The 18710-nt window shown below is 65.3% G+C and carries 13 protein-coding genes; 4 read left to right on the forward strand and 9 right to left on the reverse strand.

The window, feature by feature from the left end:
• Positions 1-25: 25 nt before the first annotated feature.
• From HV681_RS27135 to HV681_RS27995, 9 genes are all read right to left on the reverse strand, one after another.
• Entirely contained in the window at positions 26-613 is a 588-nt protein-coding gene (locus HV681_RS27135; RefSeq protein WP_175126194.1) for a chalcone isomerase family protein, read from the reverse strand.
• Positions 577-1122 (reverse strand): DUF4442 domain-containing protein, encoded by a 546-nt coding sequence (locus HV681_RS27140; RefSeq protein ID WP_175126195.1) that lies wholly within the window; start codon positions 1120-1122, stop codon positions 577-579. Before HV681_RS27140 ends, HV681_RS27135 begins: the two co-directional genes overlap by 37 nt.
• Positions 1123-1138: 16 nt before the next feature.
• A complete protein-coding gene (locus HV681_RS27145; RefSeq protein WP_175126196.1) occupies positions 1139-2338 on the reverse strand; it encodes an acetyl-CoA C-acyltransferase in 1200 nt (399 codons plus the stop codon).
• A 149-nt stretch (positions 2339-2487) separates the two neighbouring features.
• Positions 2488-4878: a 3-hydroxyacyl-CoA dehydrogenase/enoyl-CoA hydratase family protein gene (locus tag HV681_RS27150; RefSeq protein ID WP_175126197.1), complete on the reverse strand. Its 2391-nt coding sequence runs from the start codon at positions 4876-4878 to the stop codon at positions 2488-2490.
• A 54-nt stretch (positions 4879-4932) separates the two neighbouring features.
• Positions 4933-6255 (reverse strand): OmpP1/FadL family transporter, encoded by a 1323-nt coding sequence (locus HV681_RS27155; RefSeq protein WP_175126198.1) that lies wholly within the window; start codon positions 6253-6255, stop codon positions 4933-4935.
• A gap of 63 nt (positions 6256-6318) precedes the next feature.
• A complete protein-coding gene (locus tag HV681_RS27160; protein ID WP_175126199.1) occupies positions 6319-8280 on the reverse strand; it encodes a 3-hydroxyacyl-CoA dehydrogenase NAD-binding domain-containing protein in 1962 nt (653 codons plus the stop codon).
• Positions 8277-9569, reverse strand: a complete 1293-nt coding sequence (locus tag HV681_RS27165) for an acetyl-CoA C-acetyltransferase (RefSeq protein WP_175126200.1) — start codon at positions 9567-9569, stop codon at positions 8277-8279. The genes HV681_RS27160 and HV681_RS27165 overlap by 4 nt, the downstream gene beginning before the upstream one ends.
• A gap of 12 nt (positions 9570-9581) precedes the next feature.
• The gene (locus HV681_RS27170) at positions 9582-11930 is read right to left on the reverse strand and encodes an acyl-CoA dehydrogenase (RefSeq protein ID WP_254595077.1); all 2349 of its coding nucleotides are present in this window, start codon (positions 11928-11930) and stop codon (positions 9582-9584) included.
• A 78-nt stretch (positions 11931-12008) separates the two neighbouring features.
• Positions 12009-12692: a TetR/AcrR family transcriptional regulator gene (locus HV681_RS27995; protein WP_175184002.1), complete on the reverse strand. Its 684-nt coding sequence runs from the start codon at positions 12690-12692 to the stop codon at positions 12009-12011.
• Positions 12693-13069: 377 nt separating this feature from the next.
• Between HV681_RS27995 and HV681_RS27175 the strand changes: the two genes are divergently transcribed.
• The 4 genes from HV681_RS27175 to HV681_RS27190 all read left to right on the forward strand — a co-directional run.
• Entirely contained in the window at positions 13070-14674 is a 1605-nt protein-coding gene (locus tag HV681_RS27175) for a glucosamine inositolphosphorylceramide transferase family protein (RefSeq protein ID WP_175126201.1), read from the forward strand.
• Positions 14675-15251: 577 nt separating this feature from the next.
• Positions 15252-16001: a response regulator transcription factor gene (locus tag HV681_RS27180; protein WP_175126202.1), complete on the forward strand. Its 750-nt coding sequence runs from the start codon at positions 15252-15254 to the stop codon at positions 15999-16001.
• Positions 16002-16356: 355 nt separating this feature from the next.
• Positions 16357-17022, forward strand: coding sequence for a response regulator transcription factor (locus HV681_RS27185; RefSeq protein ID WP_175126203.1), 666 nt, complete (start codon positions 16357-16359; stop codon positions 17020-17022).
• Positions 17023-17549: 527 nt separating this feature from the next.
• On the forward strand, positions 17550-18710 hold a 1161-nt coding region (locus HV681_RS27190; RefSeq protein ID WP_175126204.1), incomplete at its 3' end, for a toxin VasX.

Below are 18710 nucleotides of genomic sequence, written 5' to 3' on the forward strand. Positions count from 1 at the left end.
TGCGGTTCCGTTGGGGCGCAAGGCCCTAGTTGCCCAACAGGGCTTTCTTCAGGGAAGCCTGCGCGGGGCTGTCGCCCAGCCAGACGCGCAGCAGGGCGCGGGCGAAGGCGGGATCGTCGATGCGTCCGCGCGGCTTGCCGTTGCTGGCGATGGCCACGCCGCGGGCGTCGAAGTCCAGGTCGATGACGTCGCCTTCGCGCGCGGCGCCGATGTCGGCCATCAGGCGCGACAGGCGTTCGGCGGGTTCTTTCAACGCGGCCAGCGCCTGCGAGGGCGTATTGTCGCGCAATCCGTCCTGCAGCGCGCCGTCCAGGCTCTTGCTGTCCACGTCGCGCAGCATTTGCAGACGGATCCGGCGCGGCTCGGTGCTGCCGATGATCGCGGCGGGGTCGTGGGTCTTCGTGGTGACGTACAGCGCCGCCACGTAGACCTTCACGACGAAGCGGGTGCGCAGGCCGGCGCCGTTCAGCGTCAGCGCGTGGCCGCCTTCGGCAAGCTGTTCGGGCACGCGCACGCCGGCGACGTCGACGTCAGCGTGGGCCGGCGCGCCCGCCAGGCTGGCGGCAAGGATCAGACTCAGGGCGGCGGCGCGCCCTCCGGGGTTGAAACGCATTGGTCACCTCCAGTGTTCTTCTGTTTGTAGAACTTCTTGTCTGCGATGTAGATCGTGCGTTCCACGACGGCGTACACGACGTCGTCCTTGTCCTTCAATTCGACCGTGTAGGTGCGGGTCGTTTCGTGATGCGAGGCAAGCAGGCGCCGGATTTCTGCGATCTCGCCCGGCGGCAGCCGGAAATCCACGTACAGCGTGGTGTAGGCCGGCTTGCGAAAGCGGATCGATGCCGCCTTGTCCCACACGATGTGATCGGCGCCCAGCGCCGACATCAGCATGGTCGGATGCGCGCCGTCCGTCACCGCGAACAGCGAGCCGCCGTACATCGACCCCACGATATTGCGCGTGCGGCGCAAGAGCGGCAGCTTGATGCGGATGTGCTGGAAGTCCGGCGACACGTGCAACACGCGGCCGCCGGTGGCGCGAAACGCCGGATGCAGGTTGAAGCCCACCCGCATCAGCCGCGCGCGCCACTCGGGCGACAGGTTCTTGAACCAGTAGGGCTTCACGCTGTCCGCCGCCTGCTTACAGGGCCTCGAACAGGCCGGCGGCGCCCATGCCGGTGCCGATGCACATCGTCACCAGCCCGTACTTGCCGCCGGTGCGGCGCAGTCCGTGCGTGATCGTGGCGGTGCGGATCGCGCCGGTGGCGCCCAGCGGGTGGCCCAGCGCAATGGCGCCGCCCAGCGGGTTGACCTTGGCGGGGTCCAGCTTCAGCTCGCGGATCACGGCCAGCGACTGCGCCGCGAAAGCTTCGTTGAGCTCGATCCAGTCCAGCGCGTCCTGCTTGATGCCGGCGCGGTCCAGCACCTTGGGAATGGCGGCGACCGGACCGATGCCCATGACCTCGGGCGGCACGCCGGCCACAGCAAAGCCGACAAAGCGGGCGAACGGGCTGAGGTTGAATTCGCGCAGGATGCGGTCGGACACCAGGATCACGGCCGCCGCGCCATCGGACATCTGCGAGCTGTTGCCGGCCGTGACGCTGCCGCGCGTGGAGAACACGGGCTTCAAGCGGGCCAGCGCTTCCAGGCTGCTGTCCGGGCGCGGGCCCTCGTCGACCTCGATAAGCCGGCGCGCCACGCGCACCGCGCCGCTGGCGCCGTCCGGCAGATGCGTGACCACTTCATAAGGCGTGGTCTCGGCGCGAAAGTGGCCGGCAGCGATGGCCGCGCATGCCTTCTGGTGCGACGCCAGCGCAAAGGCGTCCTGGTCTTCGCGCGACACCTTCCAGCGCTCCGCAACCTTTTCGCCGGTCAGCCCCATGCCGAACGCCATGCCGACGTTTTCCTCGTGCGCAAAGATCTCCGGGTTCATGGACACCTTGTTGCCCATGATCTGCGGCATGGCGCTCATGGATTCGGTGCCCGCGCCGATCATGATGTCGGCCTCGCCCATGCGGATGCGGGCGGCAGCGTCCGCCACCGCCTGCAGGCCGGACGCGCAGAAGCGATTGACGGTGACGCCCGCCACGCTTTGCGGCAGTCCCGCCAGCAGCAGGCTGATGCGGGCCACATTCATGCCCTGTTCGGCCTCCGGCATGGCGCAGCCGGCGATGACGTCCTCGATGCGGGCTGCGTCCAACCCTGGCACCTGCGCCAACGCGCCATTCAGCGCGGCGGCCAGCATGTCATCGGGGCGGGTGGTGATGTAGGCCCCATTGCGCTTGCCCACCGGCAAGCGCGTCGCGGCGACTATGTAGGCGTCTTGGATCTGCGTGCTCATATCCATTTCCTCAACTAACAATAGCGAGACATATCAATCGGACCCCCGCACAAAACGGTCTCCCACAAGCGGGGCCGCGCGGATCCGGCTTTGCCGGTCCGCTTGCGGCGCCCCTGGGGGAAGCGCCGCAGGCGCAAGGGGGGGCCTAATCAATTCCGTAGTGGTTTGCCGGTTTCCAGGGTGTGGCGGATGCGCGCCTGCGTTTCCGGCGTGCGCAAGAGCGCCACGAACTCCTTCCGCTCCACGGCCAACAACCATTCCTCGTCGACCTTCGTGCCGGTCTCGACCTCGCCGCCGCACAGCGCGACCGCCGCGCTACGCGCCACGCGGTAATCGTGCGCGCTGATCATGCCGCCTTCACGCATGTTGACCAGCACCATCTCGAAGTTGGCGATGCCGTTGCGGCCGGCCACCGGCACGTTCTGCAACCGCGCGGGCGGGGTGTAGCCAGCCTGCGCGGCGGCGCGCGCCTGGCCGATGGCCACGTAGAGCAGTTCGCCGGGATGGAACAGCACGATGTCGTGCTCGCGCGCGAACCCGGCGTCGATGGCTTCCAGTCCGCTCTTGGCGACCTGGGCCATGGCAATGGTCTGGAACACCGGCTGCAGATACGGAAAGACCTCGCCGGGCGTGGCCGTCTTGGCCGCCAGCGCCGCAGCGCGCGCGGCAAATTCCTTGCTGCCGCCACCCGCCGGGATCAGGCCCACGCCGGCTTCGACGAGGCCGATGTAGCTTTCCAGCGCCAGCACGCGGTGCGAGGCGTGCATCAGGAATTCGCAGCCGCCGCCCAGCGCCATGCCCTGCACGGCGGCCACCGTCGGAATCTGCGCGTACTTGAACGATTGCGAGGCGCGCTGGAATTTTTCGACCGTGGCTTCCAGCATCTCCCATTGGCCCGCCGCGCAGGCTTCGACCACCTGCTGCAGGTTGGCGCCCACGGCAAACGGCGCGTCGTGCCAGATGACCAGGCCGTCGAATTCGCGTTCGGCCTTGGCCACCGCCTGCAGCACGCCTTCCAGCACTTCGGCGCCCAGCGTGTGGTTGCGCGACGTGACGGACAGGATGGCGATGCCGGCGTCGACCTGCGGCAGGTTCCACAGGCGCACGCCTTCGTTTTCCCAGATGGTGACGCCGCGGTCGTCGGGCGCTTCGCCCACGACGCGCTCCGGGAACAGCTGGCGCGCGTACACGGGCAACGTCGAGCGCGGATGCAGCTTGCCGGTGCGCGCGGAATACGAACCTTCCGGCGCATGCACGCCCTGGCGGTTGGACTCCAGCACCCAGGCGGGCAGGGGCGTGTTGCTCATGGCGCGGCCGGCGGCGATGTCCTCGGCGACGGCGGCGGCAATCGCCTGCCAGCCGGCGGCCTGCCACGTTTCAAACGGGCCTTGCGACCAGCCAAAGCCCCAACGCATGGCCAGGTCCAGATCGCGCGCGTTGTCGGCCACGTGCTCAAGCTGCACGGCGCTGTAGTGGAAGATGTCGCGGAACAGGCTCCACAGGAATTGCGCCTGCGGATGGTCGCTGGCGCGCAGCGCGGCAAAGCGCTTGGCCGGATCGCGTTCCTTGAGCAGCGCCGCCACCTCGTCGGCCAGCTTGCCGGTGCCGGGGGCGTAATCCTGCTTTTTCAGATCCAGCACCTGGATCTCGCGGCCCTGCTTGCGATAGACGCCGGCGCCGCTTTTCTGGCCGAGCGCGCCCTTGGATATCAGCGCCGACAGCCATTCCGGCAGCGCGAAATACTGATGCCACGGATCGTCGGGCAGGTTCTTTTCCATCGTGCCCACGACGTGGGCCAGCGTGTCCAGCCCGACCACATCGGCGGTGCGGTACGTGGCGCTCTTGGGGCGGCCGATCTTGGGGCCGGTCAGCGCGTCGACTTCGTCGAAGGCCAGACCCAGGCGCGCGGTGTGGTGCATGGCGGCCAGGATCGAGAACACGCCGATGCGGTTGGCCACGAAGTTCGGGGTATCCTGCGCGCGGATCACGCCCTTGCCCAGCGCAGACGTCAGCCAGGTTTCCAGCTGGTCCAGCACGGCCGGCTGCGTGTGTGACGTGGCGATGATTTCCACCAGGCGCATGTAGCGCGGCGGATTGAAGAAATGGATGCCGCAGAAGCGGTCGCGCAGCCCGGCGGGCAGCGCGTTGGCCAGCGCGTCGATGGACAGGCCGGAGGTGTTGGAGGCGACGATGACGCCGGGCGCGACATGCGAGGCAATGCGCTCGTACAGCGCCGTCTTCCAGTCCATGCGCTCGGCGATGGCTTCGATGATGAGGTCGCAGCCTTGCAGGCGCTCCAGGTCGTCATCGTAGTTGGCGGGCGTGATGAGCGCCAGGCGCGATGCGCCGGCCAGCGGCGCGGGTTCCAGCTTCTTGAGACCGGCCAGCGCCTTCTTGACGGTACCGTTGCGGTCGCCTTCGCGGGCGGCCAGGTCGAACAGCGTGACCGGCACGCCGGCATTGGCCAGGTGGGCGGCGATCTGCGCGCCCATGACGCCGGCACCCAGCACGGCGACGTGTTTGACGACGAACTTGCTCAAGGGAGTCTCCTGAAAAGGCGGGCGGACGGCGCGCGGCCGTCCGCCCGTTCACGGCTAGAAGCGGGACGAGAGCTGCAGGCCGAAGATGTGGCCGCTGCTGTCGTAGGTGCCCGCGACGCGGCCCTTGGTGGCCTGGCTGCCGGACGTGGTGTCGATGTCCGTCTTGCGCAGGTACAGGTACGTGTAGCCGACGTCGATCGTGGTGGACTTCGTGGCGGCCCATTGCACGCCGGTCGAGAACCAGTAGCGGTCGTTGTCGGGCAGCGAAGTGGGACGGTCGGCGGCATCGTGCACCGGCGATTGGTCGAAGGCCAGGCCGAACTTCCACTTCCAGGCCGGGGCGAACTTGTAGTTCGCGCCCACGGCGACGCGCCAGGTGTCGCGGAAGTTGAGCGGCAGCTCGTCGTCGCGCGCGCCCGGGCCCGAGTTTTTGATCTTGAGCTCCGGAATGCTGCTCCAGCCCGTCCAGGACACGTCGCCCAGCAGTTCCCACTTTTCGTTGAGCTGGTGCGTGGCGCTCAGGATCAGCGAGTCGGGCAGGTCGACGTTGGCCTTGGCGTCAAACGACACGGATTGGCCGGTGGGGCCGATGTTGTCGATGTCGGTGTCGCCCTTGGCCGAGTGCTTGATCTTCGAACGGTAAGACAAGCCGATGCGCGTGTCTTCGGTGGGTTGCAGCATGAAGCCGACGTTCCAGCCCCACGCGTCACCCTTCAGATTCAGGTCCGCGTCGCCATTCGTGGCCAGCGGCAGGCCGGCGATGGGCACGACGGTCTTTTTCTTGTAGGTCGCATCGATGTGCTGCCAGTTCACGCCAAAGCCCATCGAAAACTTCTCGTTGACCTTGTAGGCGATGGACGGGTTGACGTTGATGGTCTTGATGTCGAACTTGTTCGAGTGGTACTGCCCGACCCAACCGTCGTCGTATTCGGTCATCAGGCCGAAGGGGGCGCCGACGCCCAGGCCGATGTACCACTGCTCGTTCAGTTGCCAGGAGGCATAGATGTTGGGCACGACGCCCAGGTGGCCCGCGTCCCCGCCATTGCCACCGGTGGGAACCGAACCGTTCAAGCCTGATCCGGGAATACCGGGCACGCTGGGATTGCGGCTGTTTCCGTTGTCCGAAAACTTGAACGACGGTTTGATCAGGTTTACCCCGCCGGAGAAATTGAGCCCTGGCAGATAGGTCAAGCCTGCCGGGTTGAAATACATGATGCTGGCATTCTCCGGGTTTGCCGCCGAGCCGGCATACGCGTTGCCCAGGCCGCTGGCGTTCTGCTCCAAGAGCTGAAAGCCGGCAGCGTAGGACGTTGCGGATGCGCCCAGGCCGACCAGGATGGCCGACAGGGTGCTCAGGGACAATGGACGTCTGCGCATGGTACTGACTCCTCGAGTTGAATGTGTGTCTCTCTCTACCACTGCCGGCCTGTTGCTGCCGGTCTATTCGGCGCGAGCCGCTGTGCTGCGGTGCTGCTGGGTGCTGCCGTCTTCGTAATGCAAGGGGCCGCCCGTGAAAGGCGCGAAGCCCGTTCCAAAAATCACGCCGGCGTCGGCCAGGTCGGCGTCGGCCACGATGCCGCTGGACACCCGCTGCCGCGTGGCGTCGATCAGCGGCTGGATCAGGCGCTGCGCCAGGCCTGCCGGGGCGGCGGCGGGGTCGCGTTGCTTGACCGGCTTGCCGTCGCGCCACGTGTAAAAGCCCTTGCCGCTTTTCTTGCCGAGTTCGTTGCGGGCCAGACGGTCTGCCAGGCATCGCGGCGGCGCCGCGCCGTCGGCAAGCTGCGCGCCAGCGTCCCGCGCGATGTCCAGGCCCACGGTGTCCGCCAGTTCCAGCGGTCCCATCGGCATGCCGAAGGCCACCATGGCGGCGTCCACGGTTTCCGGCGCGACGCCGTCGTCCACGCTGCGCATGGCCTGCAGCATGTAGGGCGCCAGCACCGCGTTGACGAGAAAGCCGGGCGCGCTCTTGACCGGCAGCGCCAGCTTGTCGATCTGGCCGACAAAGGCGCAGGCGCGGGCTTCTATGGCGGGATCGCCGCCGTCCGCGTGCACGACTTCCACCAGCGGCATCTTGGCCACGGGGTTGAAGAAGTGGATGCCGACCAGACGATCCGGACGGGCCAGGCCCTCGCGGAGCGTTTCGAGCGACAGGCTGGACGTGTTGGTGGCCAGCAGCGCGTCGGGCTTCATGCGCGGCTCCAGCGACTGGTACAGCGCGCGCTTGGCATCGGGCTGCTCGCTGATGGCTTCGATGATGACGTCCGCCAGCGGCACGCCGCCGCCCGCCGGATCCGGGACCAGCCGGTCGAACGCGGCGCGCGCCAGGCGCGGATCCTTCAGGCGGCGCGCGTAGAGTTCGGCGGCGCGCTTGATGGCGGGCGCGATGCGCGACATCTCCTGGTCCTGCAGCGTGACGGTCATGCCCTTGAGCGCGCACCAGGCGGCGATGTCGCCGCCCATCACGCCCGCACCCACCACATGGACGTGACGGGCCGGCGCGACGCCGGGCTGCTTGCCATTGGCCTTCAGGCGCTCCTGCAGGCGGAACACGCGCAGCAGGTTGCGCGCGGTGCCGGACGAAATGATGCGGTCGATGAGGTCGGGCGCCTTCAGCGCATTGCCCCCATGTTTTTCCCAGATCTCCACAATGGCCGGCGCGGCCGGGTAGTGGCCGAGCGGATCCTTGGCCGCGATCTGCTTGCGGGCGCGGTTGGCGACGATGGCCTTGAACGGCCAGCGGTTCAGCAGTCCGCCCAAACCGCGCGCGCGCCGGGCAGGCTTGCGCGACAGCACGGTCTGGCGTGCCGCGGCGAGCAGCAGCCGCGGGGGAACACGCGCGTCGACCAGCCCCAGCGAGGCCGCGCGGCGGGCATCGGCGCCGCGGCCGGTCAGCATCATGTCCAGCGCGGCGGGCGCGCCGATCACCTGCGGCAGGCGCAGCATGCCGCCCCAGCCGGGGAAGATGCCCAGCATGACTTCAGGCAGCGCCAGCGAGGCGCCGGGCTGATCGGCCACCAGCCGGTAGCGGCAAGCCAGCGCCAATTCAAGGCCGCCGCCCAGGCAATGGCCCTGGATCAGCGCCAGCGTGGGATAGCGCACGCCGGCCAGGCGATTCATGAGGTTCCAGCCGCGCGACACCAGCCCGCGCGCCTGCTCGGGCGTGTCCAGCGTGGCGAATTCGTTGACGTCGGCGCCCACGATGAAGCCCGTGGCCTTGCCGGATTGGATGATGAGGCCCTTGGGCGGATCGGCGTCCAGCGCGTCCAGCACCACGGAGAGCTCGGCCATCGTGTCGGCCGACAGCGCGTTGACCGCGCTGCCCGCGCGGTCGAAGGTCAGCCAGGCAAGCCCGTCGGGGTCGCGATCCAGGCGCCAGTGGGAAAGCGTGTCCAGTGTCGTCATGGGCGGTCCTCGTCCAGGGTTTCGACCAGCATCGCGCCGCCTTGACCGCCGCCGATGCAGATGGCCGCCATGCCGCGCCGGGCGCCGCGGCGCTTGAGCGCGTGCAGCAGATGCAGCACGATGCGGGCGCCAGACGCGCCCACCGGGTGGCCGATGGCGATGGCGCCGCCGTCGACGTTGAGCCGTGCGGGGTCCAGCTCGCCCCAGGCAGGTGTGCCGAAATTCTGCTGGCAGTAGGCCTCGTCCCGCCACGCGGCCAGGCAGCCTAGCACCTGCGCCGCGAAGGCCTCGTTGATCTCCCACAAGTCCAGGTCATTCAAGCCCAGGCCGTGGCGCTGCAGGATCGGCGTGGCGGCATGCACGGGGCCCAGCCCCATGATCGCGGGATCCAGCCCGGCCCATTGCGTATCGATGATGCGGCCCAGCGGGCGCAGGTTCCATTTCTGCACGGCCTCTTCCGAGGCCAGCACCAGCATCGCGGCGCCGTCGGTGACCTGCGAGCTGTTGCCTGCGGTGATGTTGCCCCAGGGCTTGTCGAATACGGGCTTGAGCTTGGCCAGCTTGTCCGGCGTGGAGTCGTCGCGCACGCCGTCATCGTGGGGATGCAGCTTGCCCTGCGTGTCGATGAGCGGCGTGATCTCGGGCATGCCGGCCGCGCGCGCCGCAAGCGCGCGCTGGTGGCTGCGCGCCGCATAGGCGTCCATCGCGGCGCGGTCGATGTGAAAGAGGGTGGCGACGTTTTCGGCAGTCTGTCCCATCGACAGTCCCACCACCGGGTCCGTCAGCCCCTTGAGCAATCCGATGACGGGCGCCAGGTGTTTCGGTCTGAAGCCGCCCAGCGCCTTGAGCTTGGCGCCCAGGCCGCGCGCGGCATACCAGCGCGACAGCCAACGCACCATGCCGTCCGAAAACAGCACCGGCGCGCGCGACAGCGCATCGGTGCCGCCGGCCAGCACCAGGTGCGAACGGCCGTTCTGGATATTGGCGATGGCGGAGTCCAGCGCCTGCATGCCCGATGCGCAGTTGCGCATGACGGTCCACCCCGGCACCCGGTCGCCGCAGCCTAGCCGCAGCGAGATCACGCGGCCGATGTTGACTTCCTCGGGCGAGGGCGCGGCGCAGCCGACGATGACTTCGTCCAGATCCGTGGGCGCGTAGGGTTGGCGCAGCAGCAAGGCGCGGCCGGCCTGTACTGCCAGATCCCCGGCTGAGAAGGGTCCCGGGCCCGTGCGGGCCTTCAGGAAAGGCGTGCGTGAACCATCGACGACGTAAACCGGTTTGAATGCCATCCACTTCCTCCCTCAGGCGACCTTGCGTTCGGCCGTGGGCCGGTCTGCGTCGGCGGCGCCGAGGTCAAAGGGGAAATCATCCACTTTGACCACGGTGTCGCGCAAGCGGTTGCGGCGTTTGACGACCGCATATTCTTCGGCGGTGATCGCGCCGATGGTGACCGCCGCGTCGGCGATGTCGCGTACGTTGGCTTGCGGATTGCCGTCCAGCACGCCGCGCTTTTCGATCTCGCGTATCTTCGCCTCGATGGGCTCGGCTTCCAGCGTGGCGGCCAGCGCCTGCTCGATCGCGCCCACGGGTTCGTCCGCGGTATCGGGCAGGTGGCAGCCTGCCGTCAGGCGGTCGCGCGTTGCGCTGGGGCTGATCAGCAGCCGGGCCACGTCCTGGCCAAGCTGGTCGGACGGCGGGATCTGGCTGTGGCCCCACGGGAACACGATGCGGCGGATGATCCACGCGACAGCGCGATTCGGGAAGTTATCCAGCACGCCGTCAAAGGCCTCCTGCAACTTGCACAGCGCGTCCTGGATCGACCAGTGCGCCAGCGGCGCGTCGGCCTTCTGGCGGCCTTCGTCCTCGAAGCGCTTGAGCGTCGCGCTGATCAGGTACATCTGCGACAGCACATCACCCAGGCGCGCCGACAGACGCTCGCGGCGCTTCAGGCTGCCGCCCAGCACCAGCATCGACGTGTCGGCCAGCAGTGCAAAGGCGGCCGAGTAGCGGCCCAGGAGCTGGTAGTAGCGCTTCATGTCCGGTGCGACGTCGGCGTTGACGGCCACGAAGCGCGCGCCGGTGAGCGAGGTGCCCAGCGCCCGCAGCGTGTTGCGCACCACGAAGCCCGCATGGCCCCAGAACGCGGCATCGAAATCATCCAGGCCCTGCTTGCGGTCCGGCGATTGCGCGGCCTGCATTTCCGCCAGCACATAAGGATGGCAGCGGATTGCGCCCTGGCCGAAGATGATCAGGCTGCGCGTCAGGATGTTGGCGCCTTCCACGGTGATCCCGATGGGGATCTGCTGGTAGGCGCGGCCCAGGAAATTGGACGGTCCCAGGCAGATGCCCTTGCCGCCGATCACGTCCATGCCGTCGTTGACGACCTGGCGCGCGCGTTCGGTGACGTGGTACTTCACGATGGCCGACACGACCGAGGGCTTCTCGCCCAAGTCCACCGCGCCCGCCGTCATGGTGCGCGCGGCGTCCATCATGTAGGTGTTGCCGCCGATGCGGGCCAGCGCCTCTTCGACGCCTTCGAACTTGCCGACCGGCATGCGGAACTGGCTGCGTACGCGGGCATAGCCGCCCACTGCGCGCGCCGTCAGCTTGGACATGCCGGTGTTGGAAGAGGGCAGCGAGATCGAGCGCCCTGCGGCCAGGCATTCCATCAGCATGCGCCAGCCCTGGCCGGCCATGGCGGGACCGCCGATGATGAAGTCAAGCGGCATGAAGACGTCGTTGCCGCGCGTCGGGCCGTTCATGAACATGGCGTTCAGCGGGAAGTGGCGGCGGCCGGTGTCCACGCCGGGGTGGTCGTGCGGCACGAGCGCGCAGGTGATACCCAGGTCCTTCTTGCCGCCCAGCAGCCCGTCCGGGTCGTACAGGCGGAACGCCAGGCCCAGCAGCGTGCAGACCGGCGCCAGCGTGATGTAGCGCTTGTCCCAGGTGACGCGCATGCCGATGACTTCGCGGCCCTGCCATTCGCCCTTGCAGACGATGCCGCTGTCGGGGATGGCTGCGGCGTCCGAACCTGCCCACGGGCTGGTCAGCGCGAAGGCCGGCACCTCTTCGCCGCGCGCAAGACGCGGCAGGTAATGGTTCTTTTGCTCCTCGGTGCCGTAATGCAGCAGCAATTCCGCGGGACCGAGCGAATTCGGCACCATGACCGACACGGCCAGCGCGGAGGACCGCGTGGACAGCTTGGTCACGATTTCGGAGTGGGCGTACGCGGAAAACGCGAGGCCGCCGTATTGCTTGGGAATGATCATGCCGAGGAAACCCTCGGACTTCAGGTAGTTCCAGACGTCGGCGGGCAGGTCGAAGCGCTCTTGCGTGACGTTCCAGTCATTGACCATGCGGCAGGCGGCTTCGGCCTGGTTGTCCAGGAAGCGCTGCTCTTCGTCGGTCAGGCGGGGGCGCGGATATGCCAGCAGGCGGCTCCAGTCGGGACGGCCGCGAAAGAGTTCGCCTTCCCACCAGACCGTGCCGGCCTCGAGCGCATCGCGCTCGGTGTCGGACATCTGCGGCAGCACCTTGCGGTACAGGTTGAAGATCGGCGCGGACAGCAGCGCCCGCCGGATGGGGCGCACGCCCAGCAACACGGCGGCCAGGAGCGCAATGACAACCAGCGCGACGATGACTGCGTACATTTTCTTGTCTCCTCGTTGTTCTTCAGTTGCCTGGCGGTGACCGAAGGCGGCTCGCCGGCCTGTTGCGGTGGAAGGCGGTCAGGCGCCTCCGGGGCTTGCGTTCAAGTGCGGCAGGGGCGAGCGCAGCCCGCCCAGCAGGAAACTCATCAGGCGCGGCAAGAGCAGCTCGCGGTCGTTGGGCTGTTCCGCCTCGTCGGCGGCCAGACCGGTGACCGAGCGCAGCAGGTCGGTGCCCATGATGGCGTACGACGTCGCGCCCAGCATGAACTGGAAGCGCCAGATGATCTCGGCGCGCGGCACGTCGGGCAGGGCGGCGAACAGCGCGTTGCGGTAGCGCGCCAGCACGTCGGCATATTCCTCGGCAAACAGCGCGCGGATGAAATCCGTGGGGTCGGTCATCGTGCGCTCCAGCAGCGGCAGGAAGGTGCTGCCGGCCTGCGCCGGATCGGCGGCCAGGCGCAGGAGGGTGCCGAAGAACGCGTCCACGATCTGGGAGGGCTTCAGGGGCTTGCCGCCGGATTGCGCCTCGAGTTCGTCCAGAAGGCGCATGCGCTCGCGATTCAGCACTTCCAGGCGGCGTTTGAGCACCGCCTGCACGAGTGACTCTTTCGAGCCGAAGTGATAGTTCACTGAAGCGAGATTCACACCGGCCGCGCCCGTGATCTGGCGCATCGACGTTGCTTCGTGTCCCTGTTGCGCGAACAGGGACTCGGCGGTGTCGAGGATGGTTTCTCTGGTGGACGTGGCGCGGATTTCTTGCATAAGGTTGAATTCAAACGTTTGTTTCAAAGCATTATGCGGGAGGCAGGGATGAGAGGCGAGCCTCTGCTATCCCCAATAGGGTTTACCCCTAACCATGCGCGCGTGATATGTCGGTTTTGCGGCACGTTCGCTTCGCATCGGGCGTAAGGACGAGACCCGCCGGAAAGAAGAATGAGGCGCGACATGTCTGCCAGGTTGAGTTTTGGCCGATCGGCCTCGGACACCGGCCCTAGGATGAATGTGCTCTGGAACGCACGCCCAAAACCCCGCAGTATCAGCGCGAGAACATGAACGCATTGCCCCGGGTGTGTGCCGGGCGAGGCACCCGCGCAGTCACGGCGCGGCAGGCCAATCGCCCTGATACAGGAGCACGAGAAATGAAGACGTACAAGGTGGGACTGCTGGTTGACGGGTATGAGCAACCCGGCTGGATGCACGAGATGGTTGAGTGGTTACTCCATAGCCAGGATTTCGACCTGACGGCACTGCTGGTGATGAACGGCGAAGCCGCCGATACCGCGCCCAGGCTGAGCGTGAAGGCACTGTTTGGCTCGCTGTCGCGTCTGGAAGGCAAGCTGCTGCCGCAGAAGCAGCGGGACATGCTGGCCTGCCGCGACATGCGCGATGGCCTGCAGGAGGCGGGCGCGTCGGTGATCCCGCTGGCGCCGGGGGACGAAGATCCGCACGCGCGCGCCGAGGTCCAGGCGCTGGGGCTGGACCTGGTCATCACGCTGGGTGCGTCGCCGGCTACACGGGCGCAGCTCGCCAGTTGGTCGCGGCTGGGCGTCTGGCAGTTGAGCTATTCCGATATTGCGGTGGCGACAAGCCGGTATGCGGGTTTCTGGGAGGTCTTTCAGCGCGAGGACCACACCACCGTGAAACTCTGGCGCGTGGGCGCCAGGCAGGAAGACGACGAGCTTCTGGACCAGCGCAGCTTCAATACGGAAGTGTTCTGGCTGAAGAATCAGGCGCGCGCATTCAGTTTGGGAAACTTCATGGTCTACGACGCCTTGCAGGCGCTGGCCCATGACCGCCCGGGCGTCGCCCCGCCCGCCATGCAGATCATGAGCGGCCCGCGCCGGGCCGATCCGGCGGAGTGGGATAGCGCTGCATATATTGCGCGCCAGGCTTGGTTAATGTCCGATCTCGTTGTGCGCCGCATCATGAAACGCAATGTCCGCTGGCGGATCGGTATGTTTCCGTCTGCACGCCAGCAGGCCGTGGTATCCGAAGCCATGGTATTGCAGCCGCCAAAGGGCCGGTTTTTTGCCGACCCTTTCGTTTATACGCACGATAAAAAGCCATATATATTTTTCGAGGATTACGATTTTACGTCCCGCAAGGGCACGATCTCGGTCGCGACCTACTCCGACGGGGCTTTCCGGCTGCTGGGCACCGCGCTCAACCTGCCCTATCACCTTTCGTTTCCGTATATTTTTGAACACGAAGGCGTGACGTACATGGTTCCGGAAACGTGCGGAAATCGCAGTATTGAACTGTGGAAATGCACTGAATTTCCGCTGAAATGGGAGCTTGACGTTAATCTGATGACCAATATTTCGGCCGTGGACACCATTATTTTTAAACACGGCGAATACTGGTGGCTATTAACAAATATCGATCGGACGGACGGGCAAAGCCATTGCGACGAGCTGTTCGCGTTCTTCTCCGATTCGCCACGTTCCACGACCTGGACGCCGCACGCCTGCAACCCGATCGTGCGCAACCCGATGCGCGCCCGCAACGCCGGAATCGTTGTCTCTCCTGGGGGAGACGTGATCCGGTGCGCGCAGTACCAGGGCTTCTGTCACTACGGCAAGGGCGTCTCGCTCAACCAGATCGAGGAATTGACGCCTTCCACCTACGTCGAAACCGACGGCGAAATCCACTACGCAAACTTCCTGAGAAAACGCCATGCTTCAATGCACCATTGGCATCATCAGGGGGGGCACACGGTATTTGACTTCGCCTATATGGAGTAAATCCGCCCGCGGGCGTGTAAATAAAAAATGTTACCGTTATTTCGAATACAGGGACTGTTCACGGGCTTGATGTGTCTGCGGATACAAGTTGACAGGTTTCCCTCTTCCTCCGGCTATTCGACGCCGCGTCCGGCTGATGTCCCGACGCGGCTTTTTTTCGTCTGTAACAAGGGCCGGAGCGCCTGCGCGGGCCGCCCTGACGGGCCGCCCTGACGGGCCGTTTCATAGGGGAAGGCACGTCCCCGAACCCCGACGCCGCTGGTGAAAACCCTAGCGGCGAAAAGGACGAGATGAACTTCTCATCCATATTTAGGAACGTGATTAAGGCTAACGATTGATTTCTGATTTTGTCGGATTATATCGCCCTGAAACGTCTTGATTTTGACAAATCCGAACCATAAGATGGGTTCCATGCCATCCGTTATGTTGGCTACCAAAGTCGCCCAGCCCAAACGTCCCGGTTCAGCTTCATTAGATATTCCGGGATATGCGGACCACCCCCGCAGGGCTGGATAAAAAATAGTCTTCAGCACAGCGAAGATCCCTTCTAGGCCCGTCGAAAAACCGGGAGGACACCATGGCCAAGATGGTCCTGATTGAAGCTCATCCGCTACTGCGGTTGGGTTTGTGGCAGATTCTTAGCAAGTTGGATGATGTGTGGGAGATCGAGGGGATGGGCCTTGCGGACGTGTCCAAGGCCGACGGCGTGCACGCGGGCGCCGATCTTCTGATCTATGGTTTGCCAGTGGATACCGATGAAGCATGGAGCGCGTTGCACGAGATTCAGCGCGTTCTGACGCCCAAGCGGATTCTGCTTTTGACGGACGTCATGCCCTTGCCCATGCCGGTGCGAGGCCTGCCTGGCGCCAGCGTGTACGGTTGCCTGATGAAAACGGCCTCGGTCGAGATCCTCGAGGCCGCCATTCGCCTGGTCATGGCGGGCGGGCAATGCTTCCCCAGCGAACAGGCGCTGCAGGCTCCGGCCTCCACTGTATGCGCCTTGCCGTCGCGGGACGCGGAAGAAGCCGGCTCGAAGGGCACCATGCCCGTGAGCGCGGGGGCACAGCTCCTGCAGATCACGCCGCGCCAGTACGAAGTGCTGGTGCTGCTTGCACGGGGTTATCCCATCAAGACCGTCAGCCGGATGTTGAACATCTCGGTGGCGACGGCCAAGACGCACGCGTGCACGCTGTATCAACGCCTGCATGTCAAGAACAAGGGCGAAGCCGTTTACGCGGCGCTGCAACGCGGTGCGACCTTGGAATGGCATGAACCGAACGGGCGCGAAGTGGATGCCGGGCAGATCTATGGGCGCAAGCTCGGTTGAGTCAGGTTTGCGCTGCCTGCCCGGCAGCAGGAACGCCCAGTTCCAACGCTGCCGGGGTTGCGCATAGCCAATACGGCTAAGGCATAGAAAGCAGGTGTTCGGGTTGCTGTCACCTCGCTTTCCGCCACCAATCATCCTCCTGAACGAGATTCAGCGAACGTAGCCGCTGATAGCATGAGTTGTGTCCGCAAGCATGGATTGATAGGGCGAATCACTTAGTCTCGCCACTGCAATCCCAAGGCTGCGGACAGGATTCCCTTGAACCTGGCGACGCGCGTGAACCCGCGCCTTGCGCGGCGTCGCGCCAGCGTCATGGGAGCCGTAATGGGCCATGCGTCACAAGGTTCTTCCCGGGATGACAACCGTACTGATCGAAGACTACGCTCTGCTTCGTGTCGCAATTCAGCATGTGCTGGAACGTGTGCGCAACGCCGACGATATCCTGGCCATCTCGCCAGCTCACCTTCTCAATATGTCCAGCTCGATCAACAAGCCAGTGGAGTTGCTGGTGGTCGGTTGCAGCGGCACTGCGGAGCAGGACATCGGGCTTCTTTCCCAGGCGATGGCGTTCTTCATGCCCCGGCTGGTGCTGGTGCTGTATTCGTCGATGGACCAGAGCGTCATGGCCGCGTGTGCGCGCGCCGGCGTCGCGGGCTATCTGCCGAAGGCGTCCAGCCCCGACGCGCTGGCCGCGGCCGTCAGCCTGGTGATCGCAGGCGGCGAATGCTATCCCCAACCCGCAGGCAGGCCGCCCAGCACGACACACGCGTCCGTGCAGGAGCTGCGCGAACTTACGCAGCGGCAGGAGGAAATCCTGCAGCTCCTTGTGCAGGGTAAGACGATGCGCGAGATCGGCCAGCAGGTCGGCATCTCGGTCGCCACCGTCAAGAGCCACGCGCGCACGCTGTACTGGAAGCTCAACGCGCGCAACCAGGCCGAGGCCGCGTACATCGCGGTGCAGATGGGGTTGGTGCGAGGCTCGAATGGGCAGCCCGCGCCCGGGAAGGGCGAAGCGGATTGATGCGATGACGCGACTCAGGGCCTGTGCGGGTGGCGATGCTGCCTGCACGGGCTCTGATTTTTTTGGGCGCGTGAAAGTTGTCGCAATAAAAGTGGTTTGTTGAGCGTTGCGTCATCGGATGCTGTGCCACTGAGCATTGCAGCGGCGCGTGGCGCGTCCGGGCCACGCCCAAGGTTGCGAACCCGATCAAGTTCTCAGCTGGTGCACTTCAAAATCATACGTGTCTGATATCCAAGCCTGTGTTGGCATGCCGTAATGGCCGGGCGCGGGCTGAGCTCTCACCGGGGATGGGAAAAGGCCTGTCGTTCCCGGGAGCACGCCATTCCTATCCAATCCGATTTGCGGTTCACATTTGCCGTATACGACAAGTCCTTCGTCGTCGATTTCACGTTGCAGAGAGGTCCGTCCAGGAACTTCGTGATGCATGTGGCCCTGGCTATCGCCAATGCGGCCGCCGACCTCCGCAATGTTCTTGATCACGCAGCGGCGCTCACGATCCGGTGTCACACCATCTTGAGGAAGCCGACATGACGCAGCCCTACAAGAAAGCACTGGGTCCCGACCGTCCCAATGAAAAACAACTGGGCAAGGCCATCTCACCGCCAGCGTGTCAGCGATGCGTGCCCATCTATCCTTTGCGCTATGGCGTTGCAGAGCGCTCCTGGGAAGAAGGCGTGTTTCCGACGCTTAGCACCGATGGCTATCCCGAGCTGGCCGCTGGCAAGGCATACGGCCTGCGCGTGCTGCGTCCCGCCGCCTACGTCTACCTGTGCTATTTCCAGCACGGCCGTATGTGGACGCAGCACTATCAAGTCACCGATGACCTGCGCTTTGCACGCATTTGGTGGACTCGCGAAGACGATCAGGATGACACCCCTGGGCGGCTCGCTCGCCCCGAGATCGCCAGCGCCAGACCCTATCTATCTGCCCCAGAGAGCAAGACAGCGGACGTTGTCTACCTGCTGACCAGTGAGACGATGCTCACCCATGCTCGGCTATGGAACATTGAGAATGATGTCGATGGCATCCGTACCAGGTTGGCGACAACGATCAGGCCGTCCGGTGGCGTTGAACAGCCCCACGCGTTCAACATTGCGTTGCTTGCTCACGCAACACCGGAACTGCGACGACCCGGCTCGAACGAAAAGCCGGGCCACACATGGAGCGAGATATCTCTCCCCGAGTCGTTCACGACCTACGACACCGTCATTTCAGGCGCTCACGTCGAGCTTGTACCGATAAAGGATATCGTTCCGCTGGCGGTCGTACTGCACGACCCGATCGGCGTCGTGAGTGAGTTGGCGCATCTCGTCGCGGTTGCCGCGGCAGATCGGCAAGTTTATGAAATCGATAACAATCACGCGTACACGAGCGCCACCGTCATCAAGCAGTACTTGCAGAGCGTTCAGGAGCGGGCGACCCCGCAAGCCTACGCCAAAAGGCGAGACCTGGTTCGCTTCGATCAAAACAGCAATGCGGATGTCTTGTTCGGCAATGCGGTTCCATACATGCTGGCGTACGAAGAAGCCGTCAAGCGGAAACAGTCCGCCATCGACACGCTAGTGAACGACCTGGAAAGTTGGATCAAGACTGGCGGCAGCGCCATCGCCGACGATTGGCAGGATGGGTGGTTCAGCAAGGTGCTGTCCTGTTTCGACCTGGGCGCAAAAGAGAACGCGCAAGACTAC

It is taken from the genome of Achromobacter animicus, assembly GCF_902859585.1.
In the GTDB taxonomy this organism is placed as follows: domain Bacteria; phylum Pseudomonadota; class Gammaproteobacteria; order Burkholderiales; family Burkholderiaceae_B; genus Achromobacter; species Achromobacter animicus.

What these genes read in the sequence shown, in the direction of transcription:
- HV681_RS27180 (WP_175126202.1), top strand. Translation starts at nt 15,252, where the DNA reads ATGGCCAAGATGGTCCTGATTGAAGCTCATCCGCTACTGCGGTTGGGT.
- HV681_RS27145 (WP_175126196.1), bottom strand. Translation starts at nt 2,338, where the DNA reads ATGAGCACGCAGATCCAAGACGCCTACATAGTCGCCGCGACGCGCTTG.
- HV681_RS27165 (WP_175126200.1), bottom strand. Translation starts at nt 9,569, where the DNA reads ATGGCATTCAAACCGGTTTACGTCGTCGATGGTTCACGCACGCCTTTC.
- HV681_RS27185 (WP_175126203.1), top strand. Translation starts at nt 16,357, where the DNA reads ATGACAACCGTACTGATCGAAGACTACGCTCTGCTTCGTGTCGCAATT.
- HV681_RS27135 (WP_175126194.1), bottom strand. Translation starts at nt 613, where the DNA reads ATGCGTTTCAACCCCGGAGGGCGCGCCGCCGCCCTGAGTCTGATCCTT.
- HV681_RS27995 (WP_175184002.1), bottom strand. Translation starts at nt 12,692, where the DNA reads ATGCAAGAAATCCGCGCCACGTCCACCAGAGAAACCATCCTCGACACC.
- HV681_RS27155 (WP_175126198.1), bottom strand. Translation starts at nt 6,255, where the DNA reads ATGCGCAGACGTCCATTGTCCCTGAGCACCCTGTCGGCCATCCTGGTC.
- HV681_RS27175 (WP_175126201.1), top strand. Translation starts at nt 13,070, where the DNA reads ATGAAGACGTACAAGGTGGGACTGCTGGTTGACGGGTATGAGCAACCC.
- HV681_RS27160 (WP_175126199.1), bottom strand. Translation starts at nt 8,280, where the DNA reads ATGACGACACTGGACACGCTTTCCCACTGGCGCCTGGATCGCGACCCC.
- HV681_RS27170 (WP_254595077.1), bottom strand. Translation starts at nt 11,930, where the DNA reads ATGTACGCAGTCATCGTCGCGCTGGTTGTCATTGCGCTCCTGGCCGCC.